The following is an 18,589-nucleotide window of genomic DNA, read 5'->3' as shown; positions in this document are numbered from 1 at the left end:
TCAATGACGAAAGGCCTTTTGCTTTATAAGGGAAAAGATACTTTGAAACTTAATAAGGTGTAACGATGTTACCGCCATCCAACACCTTCTCGGGAACCAGGGATAACACCGGAATGTCAGACTCACTGATGATTCTCTGGGCCGTGGATCCCAGGAACAGGTCCGTCATTTCAGTCTCTTGCTGGGTCATGATGACGATGAGGTCGCCTTCTACCCTTTTGGCATAGTCCACAATAACATCCGCCTCTGTTTCCTGGCCCTTCAAACCTTTCACAATCTCTGCATTGCATGAAATACCCCGTTCCTGGATGAAGGCTTTTACTTGTTGCATCTGGCGGTTCAGCTTGTTCACAATGAACTCATCCTTGGTGAACATCGCAGAAACGATGGCGATCTTGGCATCGAACATTTTAGCGAACATCACCGCCTTGTCAACCTTTTGCTTGGTTTCCTTGGTCAGATCCAGGGGCAACACAATCAGGTCACACCCATCCCGGTGGTGTTTGCCCCGGATGGTGATGACAGGACAGCTGGTTTGTCTTACGATATGCAACGCATTGGATCCGATCAACATGCCTTTCAGACCAGGTGCTCCGCCACTGGTGCCCATCATGATCAAAACCGTGTTGATCATTCCGGCTACCTCCAGTATCTTCTCATACGGCTTTCCTTTGGCAATCAACGAATTCACACGCACTCCCGCCTTCTCTTCAGTTTGCTTTACCAAGGCATCCAGTTTCGACTGGATTTCAGCGGTCACTTCATCCTCATGTTTCTGAAACAAACCGGACAAAAAACCATGCTGCTCAATCACTTTTAACAAGGTGATCTCGGCATCCAGCATTTTCGCCAGTTTGTATGACTGGGACAAAGCAATCAACGACTGATCGGTAAAATCAACCGGTACCAAAATTTGTTTTGTAGACGCATCCATGAATCAACAGTTTTAGAATAGGGCACAAAATTAATACATCGGCATGTGGCACACAAATAAATCGGTACATTCCCTCATTCATCAATATATACAAGCAATTGATTTTAAGTTGATTGTGCAGCAAATAAGGTTCATATAAGGTATAAGGATTCTCATTTAATCAAAAGACCGGTGTTGAAAAAATGGAAACGGGCAGTCACTTGTACCCGACCGATGAACCTAATTTTGTAACAATTCAATTGTTCATGATGCAAAGTGTTGATGCCCTGATTCAATTACTCGACGACCCTGACGAAGGGGTATTTTCGCATATAGAAAGTGTTTTACGGGGTTATGGTACCGCCGTGCTTCCACAACTCAGTGCTGCTCAGGACGGCAGCAGGGATAAGCTGCTCAAGCACAGGATATCCAACCTGTTGAAAAGGATCTACCAGGGAGAAGCCTCACAACTCCTGCAGGACTGGGTGATTAGTGATCACCGCAACCTATTGAAAGGTGCACACCTGGTATCCCAGATTGCAGCCCAGGATGCAGACTACGACAAACTGAGCGATCGCTTTAACCGTCTCACAAGGGATGTTTGGATAGAATTCAATGAAAACCTCACGGCGCTTGAAAAGGTAAGAGTTCTGAACTATATCCTGTTCGATGTACATGGATTCAGTGTCACACAACCGCCGTTCCATGCCCCTGAAGAGCATTGCATCCACAGAACCCTTAAAAGAAAATCAGGCAGCCCGGTGGTATTATCCATCCTGTACGCGTCCCTGGCCAGCAAACTGGGCATGCCCGTACACACCATCAGTCTACCCGGACAATTCATTCTTGCCTATATGGATGGAGAGTCTTTTATCCCTACAAAAACCAAGTCTACCGATGTGTTGTTTTACATCAATGTATTCCACAAGGGTACGGTCTTTTCTGCAAGGGAAATCAAAAAGTATCTGCGCAAGATGAATGTGAAGCCAGACCCCAGTCACTTTTACCCGGGTTCGAACATCCAGGCCATTCAACAACTCCTCAGAAGCCTGGAGTTCTCCTTTGAAACAACCGGCAGGCAGGATGAAGCCATGTTGGTAAAAAATGCCCGGGAAAATATGCTCATCCCCGTACCATCCGGAGGAATGTCCTGAAGAGGATACCCAGGTCCGTCATCAGATTGTGGTGGTTCACATACTCCAGGTTAATGGCCAATTTCTTGGGCATGATTTCTTCAATGTAGGTTCGCTCAGGGTCCGATGACTGTGCAAGCAATTCATTTTCCTCAAAATAGCGTATGGATGCATGATCGGTGATTCCGGGCCTTACATCCAGCACGCGTTGTTGAACTTCATTGTACATGGCCACGTAGCGGGGCACCTCCGGGCGGGGACCTACCAAACTCATATCTCCCTTCAACACGTTAATCAGTTGGGGCAGTTCATCAAGCTTTGTCTTTCTCAGAAATCTTCCCGCTCCTGTGATGCGGTTATCGGCGAACCCAACGGTTAGCAACCCTTTCTTGTCAGATCCCGGTCGCATTGACCTGAACTTCAGCAATCGAAATACCTTCCCCCCTTTTCCGACCCTTTCCTGTTTATAAAATACGCCGCCCGGACTATCGAGCCCCACCCAAATCGCCAACACCAGCAAAACCGGAGAAAGCACCATCAGAAGGATCAGGGAACATATAAAGTCAAAAAAACGCTTCATCCGTTACCGTTAGGCGTTGGTCAGTATATGCTGCACGCAAGATATCAGTGTATCGGTGACCCGTTCCGCATCCTGATCAGACAAGTCATAGTAGACGGGCAGGGATATCTCATGACTGAAGAGATCATGAGCAACCGGGTAGTCATCAATCGTATACCCCAACTGTTTGTAGTATGCCAACATGGGCACAGGAATGAAGTGCACATTAACCGACACGCCCCTGGCAAGCATTTCCTGGAGCAAACGATCTCTTTCCTCTTCCCTGAAACCCTTCAGACGCAGGGCAAACACATGAAAGGAAGATACGCGATCTGCCGTACGAAAAGGAGGTAAAACCGCCCAATCCTGCTGAGATAGCGCCGCAGCATATCCCTTAAATATTTTCTCACGCCTTGCCAGGGTTTCATCATATCGTTCCAATTCCACACATCCCATGGCGGCCTGAATATCCGTCATGTTGCATTTATAACCGGCTTCGATTACATCATAGCGCCAGCTGTTTCCTTCCATTTTAGCACGAGCATCTTTGTTCTGACCGTGCAATGAGAATATGTTAAGGTAATTGTACACCTCCTGCGGATCAAATGAATCCGGCAAACTGAATGCGATGGCACCACCTTCCGCAGTGGTCAGGTTCTTCACTGCATGGAAAGAAAAGACGGTGGCATCTGCGAGTGCTCCCACCATCCGGTTCTTATAGACACCTCCCAATGAATGGGCGGCATCCGCAAGCAGCATGGGTCGTCCTAATTTTTCCTGGTTGGGGTGCGCCGGGGTAAACATCTCGCAAACAAGGGGCTCACTCAGCAATGCAAGCAACGCATCGTAGTCGCAAGGCCATCCCGCAATATCCACAGGAATGATCACCTTGGTGTGAACGGTCAGGGCCTTTCTCACTGCTTCGGGATCCAGCGTAAAATCTTCCAGCACATCCACAAACACCGGAGTAGCTCCGCAATGAACAATCACATTGGCCGAAGCACAATAGGTATAAGCCGGAACAATCACCTCGTCACCCGGGCCCACACCGTACCATCTCAGCATCAGTTCGAGTCCGGCCGTGGCAGAATTCAGGCACAACACCTTTTCCACATTGCAGTATGCCGCAAGCATCTGTTCGAACTGTTTTGTCTTGGGGCCGGTGGTGATCCATCCCGAACGCAACACTTCTGTCACAGCATCAATGGTCTTCTGGTCAATCCGAGGTGGCGAGAATGGTGTTTTTTTCATTGGAATTGAGCATCAGCAGATATGGCATCCTTCGGTTGCCTGTCTGCATGACACCAAAAGAAGAAAAAAGCATTAAAGAATGCAAAATACACAACCCCGGCCTGTTTTTCCAGCATGGACTCGGAGAGCAGGTTAAAAATGAATGTGATCAGAAACACGAGGTAGATGTAATTGCTTTCCCTGATTGCACGTCGAAAGGGATAGACAAGCATCAGCAACAACAACACGATACCGGGTATACCCAGGGCACACCATGTTTGCAGGTACTGATTGTGGGAATTGAGTTCGTGCTTCAAGGCACCGGTCATTCCAAGCCGTTTGTACATGGCCAGCAATTCATCCTTCACATCGCCTGTTCCCGTTCCCCAGGGTTGATGTTCTTTCAACACTTCTTTTGACGCATGCCATACCAACACGCGCACGGCCGTGCTTTCCACTGTGGTTTTATCCAGCTTGTCATGGTTCAACAATGATTCTTTGATCAGGTGCAACCGATATGCCGTATGAGGAACGGCTACATAAATCAGCACCGAACTCCCTACCGTAATGAGCAACATGGTAACGATGGTCTTCCACCAACCGAAACGTTGTTTGGCAAAATATGCGAAGGTGATCAGATGCACCATCACCATGGTTGCCATCCCCGCTTTGGAATAAAGCATCAACACAAAACCGGAGAACACCACAACCAGCGACACCCACATAGCATAAAAGCCTTTTCCTTTTTTGCTCCGGTTTGCACGAAGCAAAAAGTAATAAGCCATGGCGATCGCGAGCGAGACATACAATGCAAAATATGTGGTGTGTTGATGCAACGACAGGTCGGCGTAAAAGAAATGATTCTCTCCTGTTCGGAGCCAGTGAACACTCGCAACCCCCAGGCATTCCAACATAGCGGTAAAACAACCGGCTATGTATGCCAGCATCACCTGGTATACATCGCGCAACACCGGCCTGGGTATCCAGGACATCAGGATGGGCAGGAACAAAAGTGCCGACTTCGTTTCAAGGTCGTGCCGGGCATATTCCATGTTCTGCGTATACAACAAGCCGATGCCGTGAAACAGGAAAAACAAGGGAAACACAATCAAGCCCTTCCTCCTGGCGCCCTTCCCCAGACCCTGGCGGTAGTATTGTTTCCAAAGCGTTACGACAAAAATCAGCACGATGAGCGAAGGCAGAAACCAGGGCATGCTGGGAATTGCAAATGCAAGTGCTGCCACTGCAAACTTCCACGGTTGTTGTCTCAGGATCTGCAACCAGGTTTTCACCGCGAGCTCTTTTGATGTTTGGGTGAAGGATTCTTCTGCAGTAGCAGAAACCGGAACACGCCTTCCAGGTACCCTGTTCCATATGCCAGGTGAAGAATCCAGAATGTGAACCATACCCTCAATGCCACCAGGGGATTCCAGGATTTCTTAAAAGCGAACAGCAACCCAATTCCCAGGTAAGACAGCATCACACCCGCCCATGGACGCGGGAACGTGAACAGGGCAACGGGAGTTGTTAGCAGGAACAATACAAAGAAGGCTGGCACCAACTGTCGGATAGAGGTCACCGCGCGGTGCTTCCGGTTGACAAAAACCTTCCAGTATCCGTATTGATAGTATTGCCGGAAGAGATTCCGGTATCGGGCCCTGACGTGGTATTTGGCACGTATGGCAGGTGAAAGGTAGATCCCGAATCCGCCTTTCTTCACACGATAGTTGAATTCGTCATCCTGGTTGCGCGTCAGATCCGCATCGAACATCCCCACGCGCTCGAATACTTCCCTTTTATAAGCCCCGAAGGCAACCGTATCCACAAAGCCTTCTTTGTTACCCAAACGGAAAAAAGCATTGCCCACACCGAACGGAGACGCCATCGCCAATGAAACGATCCTGGAGGTTTGGTTTTGATATACATTCTCCAATACACCTCCCACACAGCCGATGTTGTCACCTTTGGTGAATGCCTCCACACATTGGTTGAGATAATCCGGATACACCTCAGCGTGGGCGCCCAGGATCACAATCACATCCGAACCCATTGCTTCACGGATCCCCGTATTGAGTGCATTCGGCGTTGTTTTCAGGGGATTATCCAGCAGGTGAATGAAGTGATGCCGTCCGGCATATTCGATCACAATGCCCCGGGTACGATCACCGCTCAAACCGTCACAAACATATACCTTCAAATTGTCTTGCGGATAGTCGAGCGCAAGGATGGCATCCAGGCACCGACCGATGTATGCCTCCTCATTCCGGCATGGAATCACCACGGATATTTCGGGCAACACGGTCATACCACTTCCAGGGCTTTTTTATAAAACTTCACCAACTTCTCTCCTTCCTGATGCCAATTGTACATCTCGAGAACAGCACGCCTCCCGTTGCGACCCATGATACGCGCACCTTCATCATCCGATAGGATCTTTTGCAAAGCGGCAGCTATGTCACCGGCATTTTGCGGGTTTGCGCATACGCCACATTGATTGCCTTCCACAATGGCCTTCCACAATGGAAAGTCGGAAGCCACAACAGGCACACCTGCCGCCATGTATTCAAACAGTTTGATCGGCAATGATTCCCGGTAGTTGTCTTGCGGGTAAAGGGTTACCACGCCCACTTTACTCTCCGCCAGGATGGAGGCCACTTCCCCCCGGTCCACAAACCCGAGTTCCTTCACCTTCTTCCAACCGGGTAGTTGTTTCACTTCATCTCTCAGGGAGGCCGGTGAAAACAATCCGGCCAATACAAGTTGCGCATCCACGTGTTCCATGGCCTGCACCAGTTCAACGATTCCCCTCACCCGGGTTATGCTACCCAGATACGCAACCTGCCGGCGGCGGGATGTCCAGGGAACATCTTTGTCGAATTCAACCAGCAAAGGGTAGTTGCAAACCGTGACGGTGTTGGGATTGACTTGCTTAAATCTTTTCAGGATAAGCGGAGTAGCAGCCACAACGCCCCAGATACGTCGAACCACCTTGTTCTCGTACCGTTCCAGGTAACGCGAAAGCGGGTCACGCATCCAGCCTGGGATGTAGTACTTGCTTTTCACCTGTCGCGGCAGATCTTCGTGGGAATCGTATATGACTTTGGCACCTGTCTTCGTCATCTTCCCGGCATAGCGCAACAGGTCGGGGTCGTGAAAATGGTAGATGTCGGCATTCAGCGAACGCGCCTTCCTCCATACCGCACCCGCCGATCCGAGCAAACGTTGCCTGCGAGACAGGTTATCGGGCAATCCGGCACCTATGATGGTTACGCCGTTTTTCACCTCATTGATCTTCCAGGGCACCACAAGAAAAACGTCGAAGCCGGCAGCAGCCAGCGTACTGCATTCTTTATGAAAAATGCGAATGTCTCCAGGCTGATGTGCGGAGGTGATATGACAGATCTTAGCCAAGTTTCACATCAAATGCTCGTTCCCATTTCGCGAGGTTCACCAGTCGCCACAATTGATTCAGGTCCATACGATCTACCGGCAAATCATTCGTGATCTGTCGCACCAGATCCGATGCCGCCAGCCACTTGCCCAATTGTTTCCTGTCCTGTAACCATGTGGATGCAGGTGCCTCGAACCCAAATTTATGTTTTCTCCATGCAATTTCATTCGGAAGAATCTCAGCAGCCACCTGCCGCAAGGCATATTTGGTCCACCCTTTTCTGATCTTCTGCTCAAGGGGCAGTGACACGGCAAATTCCACAAGGCGGTAATCCAGGTAAGGCAACCTGCTTTCAATGGCAAAATGCATTGAGTTACGGTCTTCATAGCGCAGCAGGTGCGGAAGCTGTGTTTTTGAGAGTTCAAGCACCTGCAGCGACTGCACATTGGCATACGATGCGCTGATCTCCCTTAAGACATTGGCATCCGCCCGGTCCAGCCATTCGGACTTCACGAATGAATACCGTGTTCTTTGTCTGCGCCATCTCACTTCAGGCATGGAAAAATACACCTGATAAGCCAGCATGCTGGGCAAACTGATCCGGGAATGGCGCGCTGCCTGTATCATGAAAGATGCCCTTCCCATGGCATTGCGGGTGCGAGCCGCCGCCGGGTAATAGCGTTCATATCCGAGAAGGGTTTCATCGCCTCCCTGTCCGTCCAGCATCACTACCAGACCGGCTTCCCTTGCCGCCTTCATCACAAAATATTGCATGATGATGGAAGGGCTTCCGAAAGGTTCTTCCTGGAGTTTCACCACCTCATCCAGCAAGGCGTCAAAATCGTTTTGTCCGGGCTCGCACACCCGCCAATCCAGGTTGCTCTTCTGAGCCACCATCTGTGCGTAGCCACTTTCATCATTGGCTTTCTCTGTGGATTTTGCGGTGATTGCCCGGAAGGGTTCCGTGGATTTCTCCTTGTGCAAACCCGCTGCCAGTGTGGCAACCACCGAACTATCGAGTCCGCCACTCAGACAAGTTCCCACGGGCACATCCGACCGAAGGCGCAAACGAATAGATGACATCAGCAACTCCTTGTAGGATTGCACGGCATCCCTTTCGTTCATTTTAGCCACATCAGACAGCACCCGTATATGATAATAGGCATGCACCTCCACGCGGCCTGATCTCAGATCCACTGACATGTTATGCCCCGGCATCAGTCGCAAAACACCGGAAAAGAAGGTGTTTTCGGTGTGCTCTTCCAGTCCGAGCACCAGGTAATCTGCCAACACTGAAGGGTGTACGGTTCGTGACTCCGAACATGCAAGCAGTTGCCGTATCTCCGAACCAAAGCACAACCGCTGCTGTGTTTGCAGGTAATAAAAGGGCTTGATCCCGAAACGGTCCCTGCTGCAAAACAGGCGGTGTTTGTTCCTGTCAAGGATAGCAAAAGCCCACATGCCATTGAAGTGATCCACACATCGGTCGCCCCACTGTGCGTATGCGGCCAAAATCACTTCCGTATCGGTATGGGTATGAAAGATGTGTCCGTACCTGCCGAGTTCTTCTTTTATTTCAAGGTAATTGTAGATTTCGCCATTGTGCACGATGGATAGATCGCCGAATGTCATCGGTTGTGCACCGGCATCGCTAAGATCGAGGATGGCCAGGCGGCGATGCCCCAACGCTACGGTCCCTTCCACCAGCATTCCTTCTCCGTCGGGGCCCCTGTGCGCGATCAGATCCATCATGGCCTGCACCTGTTCCCTGGCGGGCTGGCTTCCATCAAAATTTACAATACCCGCTATCCCACACATAAGCGTTTGCGGTTATCGAAACGGAGAACAGGAAGGTAAGGGTTGAGGACCATGAAGAGCAGGTTGATCACCACCCACCCTCCGGAAAAGAGCAAGGTGGAAACGGCTGAGGAACTCAGCATGATCACAGGAAATAAGTTGAAAAGAATCAGGTACACTTCGCGGTTGTGATATAAGCGCGTCAACAGGGTAATCAGCACAGCCAGTACAATACCCGACAGGAATACACCCCTCATGCCGAAGTTGGCATAGTCATTCACAAAGCTGGCAACATTCACCGTTCCGGTAAGGCCAAGGGCTTTGTACTCGGGAAAAAGCTCATCGTACAGCTTCCGGGAGTAATCCACATATTCGCAACCGGTAAGGGGTTGAAGGAAGCGATAACCACATCCGTTCAGGTAAGGATAGTGCGCCGGAACCAGGTCGAACCACTCCCCCGTAACCTTACCCGGCACATAAAGCACCCGTTTCGCCAATCCTTTGAGACCGGTTCCGAAGGGGTTCTCGATCACGGGCAGATCCCTTGCCTTTCCTCTCCCAAGGAGCTGGGGATTTGTCACCAGCAAAAGAATCACAATTCCCAAGACCGACAAGCATGCAACTCCCGCCAGGCGCAACCACTTGCGTTCAAGCAACAGGATGCATAGCAACGGCATGAAGATGGTCACCATGAAACTTTTCTGCATCAGCATCAGGGCGTAAAACATTCCGATGGCCGTCACCAACCCCAACATCATCTTCCGTTTTCGCAAATACATAAACACAATGGAAAAAGGCAGGATGGCCTTGATCACAAAACTGGACAAGTAGTTCATCAGGGCGCCTGAACGCGCGATAATCGACTGCCTCACAAGTGCGGTTCCTACAATGTCTTCCTGGAACCATGCTTCAACCAGCGGCCATCCATGGAGTTTGATCAGGTGTACAGTTGTGGCCAGAAGAACGAAGGACACGAGCCCCCATTCCACCCAACGGGCACGGACCCAGTCGGGCATTCGCACCCGGAAAGGGTTTCCGAATCCTTTTCGATCGCGAAGCAGCACCACCACACATCCGAAGGTAAGCACATGAATGCTCCACTTTTCGAAATGCCGGAAACCGGAAAAAGTGGCCAATCCGATCAGGATCCAAAACATGACCGCACCATAGAGCAACGGCAGGATAAAATCTTTTAATCGCAGGTTACTTGTCATTTGGTCAGGGAAGATTCATAACGGTTCACAACCAACAGGGCAAGATACAGGTAAATCAGGTACATCACCGACTCAATGGCCACATACAACCACAAAAACTGGCGGATGCTCAGGACCCCAGCGAAGAACAAAACGGCGATTGCAAAGAAGTACACACCCTGCCAGATGCTTCCGGTTTTGATGGCACCCAACGCCGGGAATACAATGCTTAGGGGAGAAATAACAAACTTCAATGCAAATGAAATGGCCAGGAAACGTGCGTGGTAGCCGGCCATGCGCCAGGGTTCGCCGAATGCCCACGCAAACAGGTCTTCCGCTGTGAGTTCAATCACTGCAAGGTATACAAGTGCCAGCAGCGAAAGTACGCCCAGGGTTGACATGAGCATCTTCCGGATGGACTCACCCGCCTCTTTTTTTCTGGCGATGCGCTGGAACAGCACTTGTGACAAAGAACCGGACACCAACAGCAACGGGCTCCCGATCACCTGTCGGGAAAAATTAAAGAAAGACGTAACCTGCTGCCCGAAGAAATTAAACACCATCATCACGGGTATGTTCAGGCTCAGGCTATCCGCCAAAGCAGGCAAAGCATTGTATTTGGGATATTCGGCGTAGCGGCGAGCCATCTCGCGCATATGACTCAGGTTGATGTTGCGCATGGCATAACCTATACGTTTCACCTGAACAAACCCGGCAATGAAAAGCAATCCTTTGCCAATCAGATCAGACCAGATCAATCCACCGAGGTTGGCATTTTGCCAGCCCATTCCAACAGAAGACGCACCGGTGGCAGATGTCTGGACCACCTTATTTACAGATGAAAGCTTGTACTTCTCATCCCTGATCAACAAAAAGGAAACGCAGCGGTAAGATGCCATGAAGAATACGGCAACCGGCACCCATATCAACCAGGGTTCCACATCCGGGCTTTCAAACTTCAGGCTGATGAAATGGGACAACGGCCACACGAGAATGGCAGTGATCAGCGATAGCAAACCGGCAACCACAACCCCGACAGCGGCAACATGAGCGGCGTCCCGCTTCTCAGAAGGCAACATAACGGCCATGTCGTACCTTCCTGAATACACAACAGCCAATGGAGCTACCATGCTAAGGAAAAGGTAGTACGTACCGAAGTCGGCCGGCGAATACAAGCGGGTAAGCACCGGGGACAGCAGAAGCGGAATCACCTGTGCAATGGCCGTACCGGAAAACAGCACGGCCGTATTCCTGAAAAGACCGGAGCCTATCAGATTGCGATTTCCCATCAGGGCTAAGATAACAAGCGTACCCCTGGAACCAAACCTACAATGAGCAATTGACTACTTGGCAATGCTCACCGACCGCTTTTCGCGGATCACGGTTACCTTCACCTGTCCCGGGTAGGTCATTTCCGTTTGAATCTTCTGAGAGATTTCGAACGAAAGTGTGTCGGCTTCTTTATCGGCCACCTTGTCGGCATCCACAATCACACGCAATTCACGACCGGCCTGGATGGCATAGGTATTCTGAACACCCTTGTAGGACAGTGCCAACGCTTCGAGATCTTTCAATCGCTTGATGTACGACTCCATCACCTCACGACGGGCGCCGGGGCGGGCGCCGGAAATGGCATCACACACCTGAACGATGGGTGAGATGATGCTGGTCATTTCCACTTCATCATGGTGAGCACCGATGGCATTACATACATCAGCATGTTCCTTGTATTTCTCTGCGAGCTTCATACCCAGTACGGCATGCGGCAATTCCGGTTCGTCGTCGGGAACTTTTCCTATGTCGTGGAGCAGTCCGGCACGCTTGGCCTGTTTCACATTCAGGCCCAGTTCAGAGGCCATCACAGCGCACAGGTTCGCCACTTCGCGGGAGTGTTGTAACAGGTTCTGTCCGTAGGAAGAACGATATTTCATTTTACCCACCATGCGTATGAGTTCAGGGTGAAGACCATGGATGCCCAGGTCAATGGTGGTGCGTTTTCCGGTTTCGGCAATTTCTTCTTCCAGGTTCTTGCGGGTGCGGGCCACAACTTCCTCAATGCGGGCCGGGTGTATGCGGCCGTCGGTTACCAGCTGGTGTAAAGACAGGCGCGCGATCTCACGGCGAACGGGGTCGAAGCATGACAGCAGGATGGCTTCAGGCGTATCATCAACGATGATTTCCACACCGGTGGCTGCTTCCAGGGCACGGATGTTCCTTCCTTCACGGCCGATGATGCGGCCTTTGATCTCATCACTTTCAATGTTGAATACGGTAACGGCATTCTCAACTGCCTGCTCGGTGGCCACGCGTTGGATGGTTTGCACCACGATCCGTTTGGCTTCCTTGTTGGCAGTCAGCTTGGCCTCATCCACGATGTCCTTGATATAGGCCAGGGCTTCGGTTTTGGCCTCTGCCTTGAGGGCTTCCACGAGCTGGGACTTGGCATCCTCGACAGACAAACTGGAAATGGCTTCAAGTTGCTCCACCTGACGGCGGTGCATTTTATCCAGTTCTTCCTGTTTCTTGTTGACAATTTCGAGTTGATGAGACAGGTTGTCCTTTACCGCCTTCAGTTCGTTCTGACTTCTTTGAAGGTCTTCCTGTTTGCGCGACAGATGTTTTTCGTTCTGCCGGGCTTTGTTCTCCGAAGCCTCCATTTTACGGGTGCGTTCATTGATCAGCTTCTCATGTTCTGATTTCAACTGAAGGAACTTTTCCTTTGCCTGCAGGATCTTCTCTTTTTTGATGACCTCGCCTTCGGCTTCCGCATCTTTCAGGACTTGCTCGCTTTTCTTTTCAATGGCCTTTCGCAGGAATACGGACGCGATCACACCACCTAACACGAGCCCCAGGATGACCGAAACGGCCACGGGAATAATTGCTATTTCCATTTCTACAATTCAATAATTGGTTAAAAATCACTTGTGGTGGGGTAAAAAAAAACCGCACCGTTCATTCGAGGCGTTTTAAACCCCGTATAGACATATATGGAGCTGCCAGATGCTTCGAACTTCCACTGTCCCGAGGGATCCCGCAAGCGGGTGAGGCCTGTCCTAGGCACCTATAAGCTTGTCTCCAATGAGTAATGTGTTGAGTTTAAATACTCATTCAAATGAAGCGGTGCGGATATGTTGCGGCTGTGGCCGCTTATACAAAGAACGTTATGTATCAGGTTTCCAGAAAACGATCTGCGAGGGATTCGGTTTCATTCAGTTTGTTTTCAACCTCCTGCCGCTCGTTGTTCCATTGATCCTTTGTTCTCAGACAATCATGAGCGAATTCAAGCGCACACATGGCCAGCAGGTCCTGCTTATCGCGATGTGCATATTTGCTTTCATAATCCTTGATCCGCTCGTTAATATCGGCTGCGGCTTTCCGCATACCGTCCTCATCTCCGTGCTGAATACTAAGAGGGTAAATTCTTCCGGCAATCGTCAGCTTTATGGAAAGAGTATCCTGAGACATCGGTGATCCGTTAATTGTCCAGTAACGCTATACATTTATCTACTTCCCGCACCAGCTCCGTGATCTTCTTTTCCATCTCTTCCTTTTCCATTTGCACGGAAGACCCGCTGATCTCATCTTTTACCTTGCTTTGCACATCAACACTCATTGCCTTGATTCGCATTTCCTCCAACTCTTTTTCCAAGTGATTCACCTGGTTCACCAACGCCTCTTTTTCCTGCAACAACCGGCCATGCAATGCAATCAACCTGTTTACTTTTTCTTGAACCCTCTCTGCCGTTCCAATTAAAGTCATTTCGTACGTGTGAAATTTACGAGTATTTCCACAGGTCAAATTTAAAATTAAATTTTGAATTTGATCACCCCTCCCTTTCAAGATCTGGTTGTTGAAACATTGGTGAAAATTTGCGTCCGACAATGTATTCACAAGATTACATTTGTGCAACCCGAGGTATTTATCACCAGAATTGAAGATGGGCAAGAAGATACGAGGCATATTGCTGATAACCACACTGACGTTCTTTTCGGTCGGATTTGTTTTCCAGGAACGTGACCGGATCGAGTTTCCTCAGGGTTATTTCATTTCTCCGCTCAAGATACCGATCCTTCTGGCCGGTAATTTCGGCGAGATCCGCAACAATCATTTTCATGCCGGACTCGACATCAAAACAATGAGTCAGGAAGGGCAACCTGTGCTGGCCATTGCAGACGGCTATGTATCGCGCATCAACATTTCCTCAACGGGGTACGGAAAAGCATTGTACATCACACACCCAAACGGATTTACTTCGGTGTATGGCCACTTACAGCGTTTTGAAGAACCAATCGCTTCTTACCTGAAACAACAACAATACGAACGGGAGTCTTTCGAAGTCGACATCAATGTGGATTCGAGCCAGCTAAAACTCCACCAGGGACAAGTTGTTGCTTATTCCGGTAACACCGGTGCATCCGGCGGGCCGCACCTGCACTTCGAGATTCGTGAAACATTAACCGAATTCGCCTGCAACCCGATGTTGTTCGGTTTCGATATCGAAGACAACATCCGGCCGGTGATTACGGCACTGAGGATGTACCCGATCGGAAAGAATTCCACGGTCAACGCCCAGACCGGCCCGCGAAAAATCACCCTGATGGGCTACCGCGGACACTATACCGCATCCACGGTGACTGTTCGCGGCCCCTTTGCACTTGCCATTGAAGCCCGGGATGTGATCAACAAAACAGACAACACCCAGGGCATTTTTTCTATTGAAGTGCAGAAAGACGGTGAACGTGTATTCTATCACGACCTGGACAAATTCGGATTCCACGAGAGCAGGTACATCAACAGTTTTGTGGATTACGGGGAGAAAAAGCGGACCGGCCGTGTGTACCAGAAATGCTTCCTGGACCCCAACAACCGACTCAGCACATTCCGTAACGTAATCAACCGGGGCATCATGTCCCTGGAAGATGACAGCACCCACCATATCAGCGTAATTGTGAAAGATGCCTATGGCAACACTTCCGACATCGACCTCAAGGTGCGAAATACGGCCGGGCCTCCTCCTCCTGCCAATGCCACCCTGGAAGCGGTACCACAGGCCATCTTCCCTTACCAACAGTCGAACGACTTCGACACAGCAGGTTTGAAGATGCACATGCCCCCGAACATCTTTTACGACACCATCTATTTCAACTACCACAAGGCACCACCCAAACCGGGCAGCTGGTCTGTTACCCACGAATTGCAACAATCAGATGTTCCCGTGCATGGTTTTTACACCCTCTCCATTGAAGCCCCTGATCTGCCGGAAGCACTCCAGCAGAAGGCATACATCGCCGCCGTGGAAGACGGCGGTTACAAATCATACCAGGGAGGAACCTACCAGGATGGATGGGTAACCGCATCGGTGAGAAGCTTCGGCAACTTCGCCGTGATGGTGGATGAGACAGCACCCTATATCAACGCCATCAACATCTACAATGGCAAAAACCTGAAGGGAAGTCCATGGATCCGCATGCAAATCTCCGATGGCGCATCGGGCATCGCATCATATAGGGGCACCATAGACGGGAAATGGGTGCTGATGGAGTACGACAAGAAAACGAGCCTGTTGGTGCACTACTTTGAAGACAGCCTGGAAAGCGGCGAACATACCTTTGAACTAGCCGTGCGCGACAATTGCGGCAACATCCGTGAATTCAAAGCCAAATTCACCCGTTGACCACAACCGCATACTTCCCAACCACATCACATAAAAGCAGCAACAGGATTGTGCCCAAACCTGCCTGAAGCTTGCGTATACCTCCATGCATAAGGTATGTGCAAACCAGTCCTAGCGCCAGATACATGAGGCACACATCCAGCATGTCAAACCTGATCCTGATCACAGCACCGGGCCAGTCCGCCATCCACCCCACGCCCCTGATCAAGAGGTACAACATACCATGAAGCACCTCACCCAGAAACCCACCAACCACCGGTATATGCACCATCAACAACAACCCTACACCCGCATACACGCACACCGCCACGAAGGGAACCACCCACAAATTGGACAAAAGAAAATATGTCGGGAATTGACTGAAGTAATACGCAACCAATGGGAACGTCGCCAATTGAGCAGAAAGAGACAATGCAGCAAGCGACCATAATTTGTTCGCCCAATCGTATCGAAAACGGATGCTGCGCTGAAGCGGACCATGTAACCACAGGATACCACCGACAGCAAGGTATGACAGTTGAAAACCGGGTTCAAACAAAAACATGGGGTTCACCAAAAGCAACAGGAATGCCGAAGACAACAGCACATTCATGGGACGGCGTCCTCTGGACAACCGGCTACCGATCATCCATAAAGTGATCATGGTTGTGGCCCGACAAACAGAAGGAGAAAAACCGGTGTACCAGGCGTAGAGCCACATCAAAACAGCCTGTACAACCAGGGAAGCCCATGACCATCCCGAACGAACAGGCAGCCACGAAAACACCCGGCTCAACAAAAGAAACAGGATGCCTACATGCAGGCCCGACAATGCCAACACATGAATCACCCCCGCATCGGAAAAAGCACGACGGATCGACGGATCCAATTCACTCCGATCACCTATCAGCAACGCTTTTAAAAATCCGCCCGTTGTTGGAGACAAACCAAATCCTTGCAAGTCGGGAAACCCGGGCCATGTTTCTTTATCATTCATATTGGCACCATGCAGCACCCTGGTCTTTCGGCTTTGCACTTTCACATACCCGAACACATTCTTTCTCCACATATAGCCGGCATAATCAAAGTTTCTACCGGAGGAGAAAGGTTGGAGCATACCATCCACATCCAGCCAATCCCCTTTGACCGGTTGCACCCAAGCACCGTCTTTGGGAAAATGCAATTCCAACAGCCCGTTCCTGGCAGGAACATCACCCGAAGCAGGTAGATATACCCTGGCTACGGTGCTGACGAAGTACTTTTTCTTCACTGGCTTTTCACATATGTACGCCCATCCGTGTACCACCACCGCTGAATCAGGAACAAGGATACGATCTGAACGAAAGGCATCGGAATGCGAAAGGACCGACTGGTACCCCATCAAGCACCACAGGCAAACGGCGGATAGCGCCATGACATAACGCAGGGATCTCCGGTTGATCAATGAAAGGCAGGCGAAGAGTGCAGCAAAAAAAAGCACGAGAACCGGTATGGCCTCGTGCTGTATTTTCACCAGGAATGCAAGACTGATCCCTGCGATGAATGGAAGTAGTATTTTGAAAAACGGTTCGGAGGTGATGGGGGGCATTACTCTTCGAGGAAGAACTTCAGCGCTTCGATGCTGACAAGATTAACGCCCTCATAGTAGTATTCCAGAATTTCTTTGTAGTTCTTGCCTAGCAACGCCATGCGCATGGCACCTTCCTGGCACAATCCAACCCCGTGTCCATATCCTCTTCCGTTCAGGATAACGTGTTCACCTTTTTCGACCACGGAGAAATAGGTAGACTTCAGGTTCCAATCCGACCTGATATTCTTCAAAGGAATATCGGTACTGGCATAAAACACCTGGCGTTCGTTTTGTGGAAAAGAACATGCGACACGGTCCAGCGCAGTATCATCGATGGATTTATCCTGATGTGTTTTCAGGTATTGTTTCCAGTCGCTCTTGCTGACCTCCAAGGTCCAATGTGCATTGTGCTGGCTGGTGCAAAAGGTATCTACAACGGATCTGAGATAAGGCTTTTGCGTCAACCACACATCTTCCGAGTTGCTTGTTTGTCCGCCACAATTGCTGTGAAATGCGGCCGTGATCATGTGCAGGTTGTTATCAATCAGCACCATCCCCTTGGTTTCCCTTACAGCATCCAGGATGTTATAATGAATGGTTTTGTGTGCATATACCTGGCAATGCACATCATCACACAGATCGTATCCGTCATTGACATGGCGGGAGGCATGGGAAAGCGCATATGTGCGTGCCAGGATCGCCTGCACTTTCAAAAACTCGTGAGCGGCTTTGTATCCTACCTCTGCTTCTACCACCCCTGCCACGTAATCTTCCAAAGCAACCTTATTGGTTAACAGCAAGCTGCTGTTGTTGGCAGTGATTTCTAGGTGATCATCGTATTTCTTGATGGCCATATCCGGATACACCGGCTTCAACCTTAAACTGTTGTCTGCGTTTTCCGACAGAAACATGATTTTGTGATAACTGCCCATGTCCTGGTCGAAGCTACGTACACGCACGCGACCATCGTCAAGACTCAGCTGGATCATGCTGGAAGTACCCACATCCAGTATCTTATGCCCGTCGGCAAAGAGGTAATAGCCACCTTCATCGGGTGTCACCACAATCGACTTGATGACCTTGCTGCGCATAACACCAATGCTCATGGTTTCAGCATGAATCCATGATGTACACAAACATATCCACAGG

Annotated in this window: 16 protein-coding genes; 2 read left to right on the top strand and 14 right to left on the bottom strand. The window is 50.1% G+C overall.

What is annotated here, in order from left to right; all coding sequences use genetic code 11:
• Window positions 1-49 precede the first annotated feature (49 nt).
• Window positions 50-934, bottom strand: coding sequence for a universal stress protein (locus tag H6585_05250; GenBank protein MCB9447735.1), 885 nt, complete (start codon window positions 932-934; stop codon window positions 50-52).
• A gap of 245 nt (window positions 935-1,179) precedes the next feature.
• Here H6585_05250 and H6585_05245 point away from each other — a divergent pair, with 245 nt between their 5' ends.
• On the top strand, window positions 1,180-2,067 hold the full coding sequence (locus H6585_05245; GenBank protein ID MCB9447734.1) for a hypothetical protein: 888 nt from the start codon (window positions 1,180-1,182) through the stop codon (window positions 2,065-2,067).
• Here the strand turns inward: H6585_05245 and H6585_05240 are convergent.
• The 11 genes from H6585_05240 to H6585_05190 all read right to left on the bottom strand — a co-directional run bounded on the left by H6585_05240 (window position 2,036) and on the right by H6585_05190 (window position 14,057).
• Window positions 2,036-2,626, bottom strand: coding sequence for a sugar transferase (locus tag H6585_05240; protein ID MCB9447733.1), 591 nt, complete (start codon window positions 2,624-2,626; stop codon window positions 2,036-2,038). The genes H6585_05245 and H6585_05240 overlap by 32 nt on opposite strands.
• Before the next feature lie 9 nt (window positions 2,627-2,635).
• Window positions 2,636-3,856, bottom strand: coding sequence for a DegT/DnrJ/EryC1/StrS family aminotransferase (locus H6585_05235; protein ID MCB9447732.1), 1,221 nt, complete (start codon window positions 3,854-3,856; stop codon window positions 2,636-2,638).
• Window positions 3,853-5,127 (bottom strand): O-antigen ligase family protein, encoded by a 1,275-nt coding sequence (locus tag H6585_05230; protein MCB9447731.1) that lies wholly within the window; start codon window positions 5,125-5,127, stop codon window positions 3,853-3,855. The genes H6585_05235 and H6585_05230 overlap by 4 nt, the downstream gene beginning before the upstream one ends.
• Entirely contained in the window at window positions 5,124-6,140 is a 1,017-nt protein-coding gene (locus H6585_05225; protein MCB9447730.1) for a glycosyltransferase family 2 protein, read from the bottom strand. The genes H6585_05230 and H6585_05225 overlap by 4 nt, the downstream gene beginning before the upstream one ends.
• A complete protein-coding gene (locus H6585_05220) occupies window positions 6,137-7,246 on the bottom strand; it encodes a glycosyltransferase family 4 protein (GenBank protein ID MCB9447729.1) in 1,110 nt (369 codons plus the stop codon). The genes H6585_05225 and H6585_05220 overlap by 4 nt, the downstream gene beginning before the upstream one ends.
• On the bottom strand, window positions 7,239-9,044 hold the full coding sequence (asnB, locus tag H6585_05215; protein MCB9447728.1) for an asparagine synthase (glutamine-hydrolyzing): 1,806 nt from the start codon (window positions 9,042-9,044) through the stop codon (window positions 7,239-7,241). The genes H6585_05220 and asnB overlap by 8 nt, the downstream gene beginning before the upstream one ends.
• Window positions 9,032-10,237, bottom strand: a complete 1,206-nt coding sequence (locus H6585_05210; GenBank protein ID MCB9447727.1) for a hypothetical protein — start codon at window positions 10,235-10,237, stop codon at window positions 9,032-9,034. Before H6585_05210 ends, asnB begins: the two co-directional genes overlap by 13 nt.
• Window positions 10,234-11,505 carry an oligosaccharide flippase family protein gene (locus tag H6585_05205; GenBank protein ID MCB9447726.1) on the bottom strand — a complete coding sequence of 424 codons (1,272 nt, stop codon included), beginning with the start codon at window positions 11,503-11,505 and terminating at the stop codon, window positions 10,234-10,236. The genes H6585_05210 and H6585_05205 overlap by 4 nt, the downstream gene beginning before the upstream one ends.
• Window positions 11,506-11,559: 54 nt before the next feature.
• Entirely contained in the window at window positions 11,560-13,107 is a 1,548-nt protein-coding gene (gene rny / locus H6585_05200; GenBank protein MCB9447725.1) for a ribonuclease Y, read from the bottom strand.
• Window positions 13,108-13,384: 277 nt separating this feature from the next.
• Window positions 13,385-13,681, bottom strand: coding sequence for a cell division protein ZapA (locus H6585_05195; protein ID MCB9447724.1), 297 nt, complete (start codon window positions 13,679-13,681; stop codon window positions 13,385-13,387).
• A gap of 10 nt (window positions 13,682-13,691) precedes the next feature.
• Window positions 13,692-14,057 (bottom strand): hypothetical protein, encoded by a 366-nt coding sequence (locus tag H6585_05190; GenBank protein ID MCB9447723.1) that lies wholly within the window; start codon window positions 14,055-14,057, stop codon window positions 13,692-13,694.
• 97 nt (window positions 14,058-14,154) lie between these two features.
• Between H6585_05190 and H6585_05185 the strand changes: the two genes are divergently transcribed.
• A complete protein-coding gene (locus H6585_05185; GenBank protein MCB9447722.1) occupies window positions 14,155-15,891 on the top strand; it encodes a M23 family metallopeptidase in 1,737 nt (578 codons plus the stop codon).
• Here H6585_05185 and H6585_05180 read toward each other — a convergent pair.
• Both H6585_05180 and H6585_05175 read right to left on the bottom strand, forming a co-directional pair.
• Window positions 15,881-17,458: a ComEC/Rec2 family competence protein gene (locus H6585_05180; GenBank protein MCB9447721.1), complete on the bottom strand. Its 1,578-nt coding sequence runs from the start codon at window positions 17,456-17,458 to the stop codon at window positions 15,881-15,883. The two genes, H6585_05185 and H6585_05180, sit on opposite strands and share 11 nt — an antisense overlap.
• The gene (locus H6585_05175; protein ID MCB9447720.1) at window positions 17,458-18,546 is read right to left on the bottom strand and encodes a SpoIID/LytB domain-containing protein; all 1,089 of its coding nucleotides are present in this window, start codon (window positions 18,544-18,546) and stop codon (window positions 17,458-17,460) included. The genes H6585_05180 and H6585_05175 overlap by 1 nt, the downstream gene beginning before the upstream one ends.
• Window positions 18,547-18,589 lie beyond the last annotated feature (43 nt).

This window comes from Flavobacteriales bacterium (assembly GCA_020635855.1).
Taxonomy (GTDB): Bacteria; Bacteroidota; Bacteroidia; order JACJYZ01; family JACJYZ01; genus JACJYZ01.
The sequence above is the reverse complement of the archived record's forward strand: the minus strand, read 5'-3'. Positions and strand labels throughout refer to the sequence as shown.

Bases quoted from the DNA above. Each gene is read 5' to 3' on its own strand.
- H6585_05250 (MCB9447735.1), bottom strand. From the start codon at position 934: ATGGATGCGTCTACAAAACAAATTTTGGTACCGGTTGATTTTACCGAT.
- H6585_05245 (MCB9447734.1), top strand. From the start codon at position 1,180: ATGATGCAAAGTGTTGATGCCCTGATTCAATTACTCGACGACCCTGAC.
- H6585_05240 (MCB9447733.1), bottom strand. From the start codon at position 2,626: ATGAAGCGTTTTTTTGACTTTATATGTTCCCTGATCCTTCTGATGGTG.
- H6585_05235 (MCB9447732.1), bottom strand. From the start codon at position 3,856: ATGAAAAAAACACCATTCTCGCCACCTCGGATTGACCAGAAGACCATT.
- H6585_05225 (MCB9447730.1), bottom strand. From the start codon at position 6,140: ATGACCGTGTTGCCCGAAATATCCGTGGTGATTCCATGCCGGAATGAG.
- asnB (MCB9447728.1), bottom strand. From the start codon at position 9,044: ATGTGTGGGATAGCGGGTATTGTAAATTTTGATGGAAGCCAGCCCGCC.
- H6585_05210 (MCB9447727.1), bottom strand. From the start codon at position 10,237: ATGACAAGTAACCTGCGATTAAAAGATTTTATCCTGCCGTTGCTCTAT.
- H6585_05205 (MCB9447726.1), bottom strand. From the start codon at position 11,505: ATGGGAAATCGCAATCTGATAGGCTCCGGTCTTTTCAGGAATACGGCC.
- rny (MCB9447725.1), bottom strand. From the start codon at position 13,107: ATGGAAATAGCAATTATTCCCGTGGCCGTTTCGGTCATCCTGGGGCTC.
- H6585_05195 (MCB9447724.1), bottom strand. From the start codon at position 13,681: ATGTCTCAGGATACTCTTTCCATAAAGCTGACGATTGCCGGAAGAATT.
- H6585_05185 (MCB9447722.1), top strand. From the start codon at position 14,155: ATGGGCAAGAAGATACGAGGCATATTGCTGATAACCACACTGACGTTC.
- H6585_05180 (MCB9447721.1), bottom strand. From the start codon at position 17,458: ATGCCCCCCATCACCTCCGAACCGTTTTTCAAAATACTACTTCCATTC.
- H6585_05175 (MCB9447720.1), bottom strand. From the start codon at position 18,546: ATGAGCATTGGTGTTATGCGCAGCAAGGTCATCAAGTCGATTGTGGTG.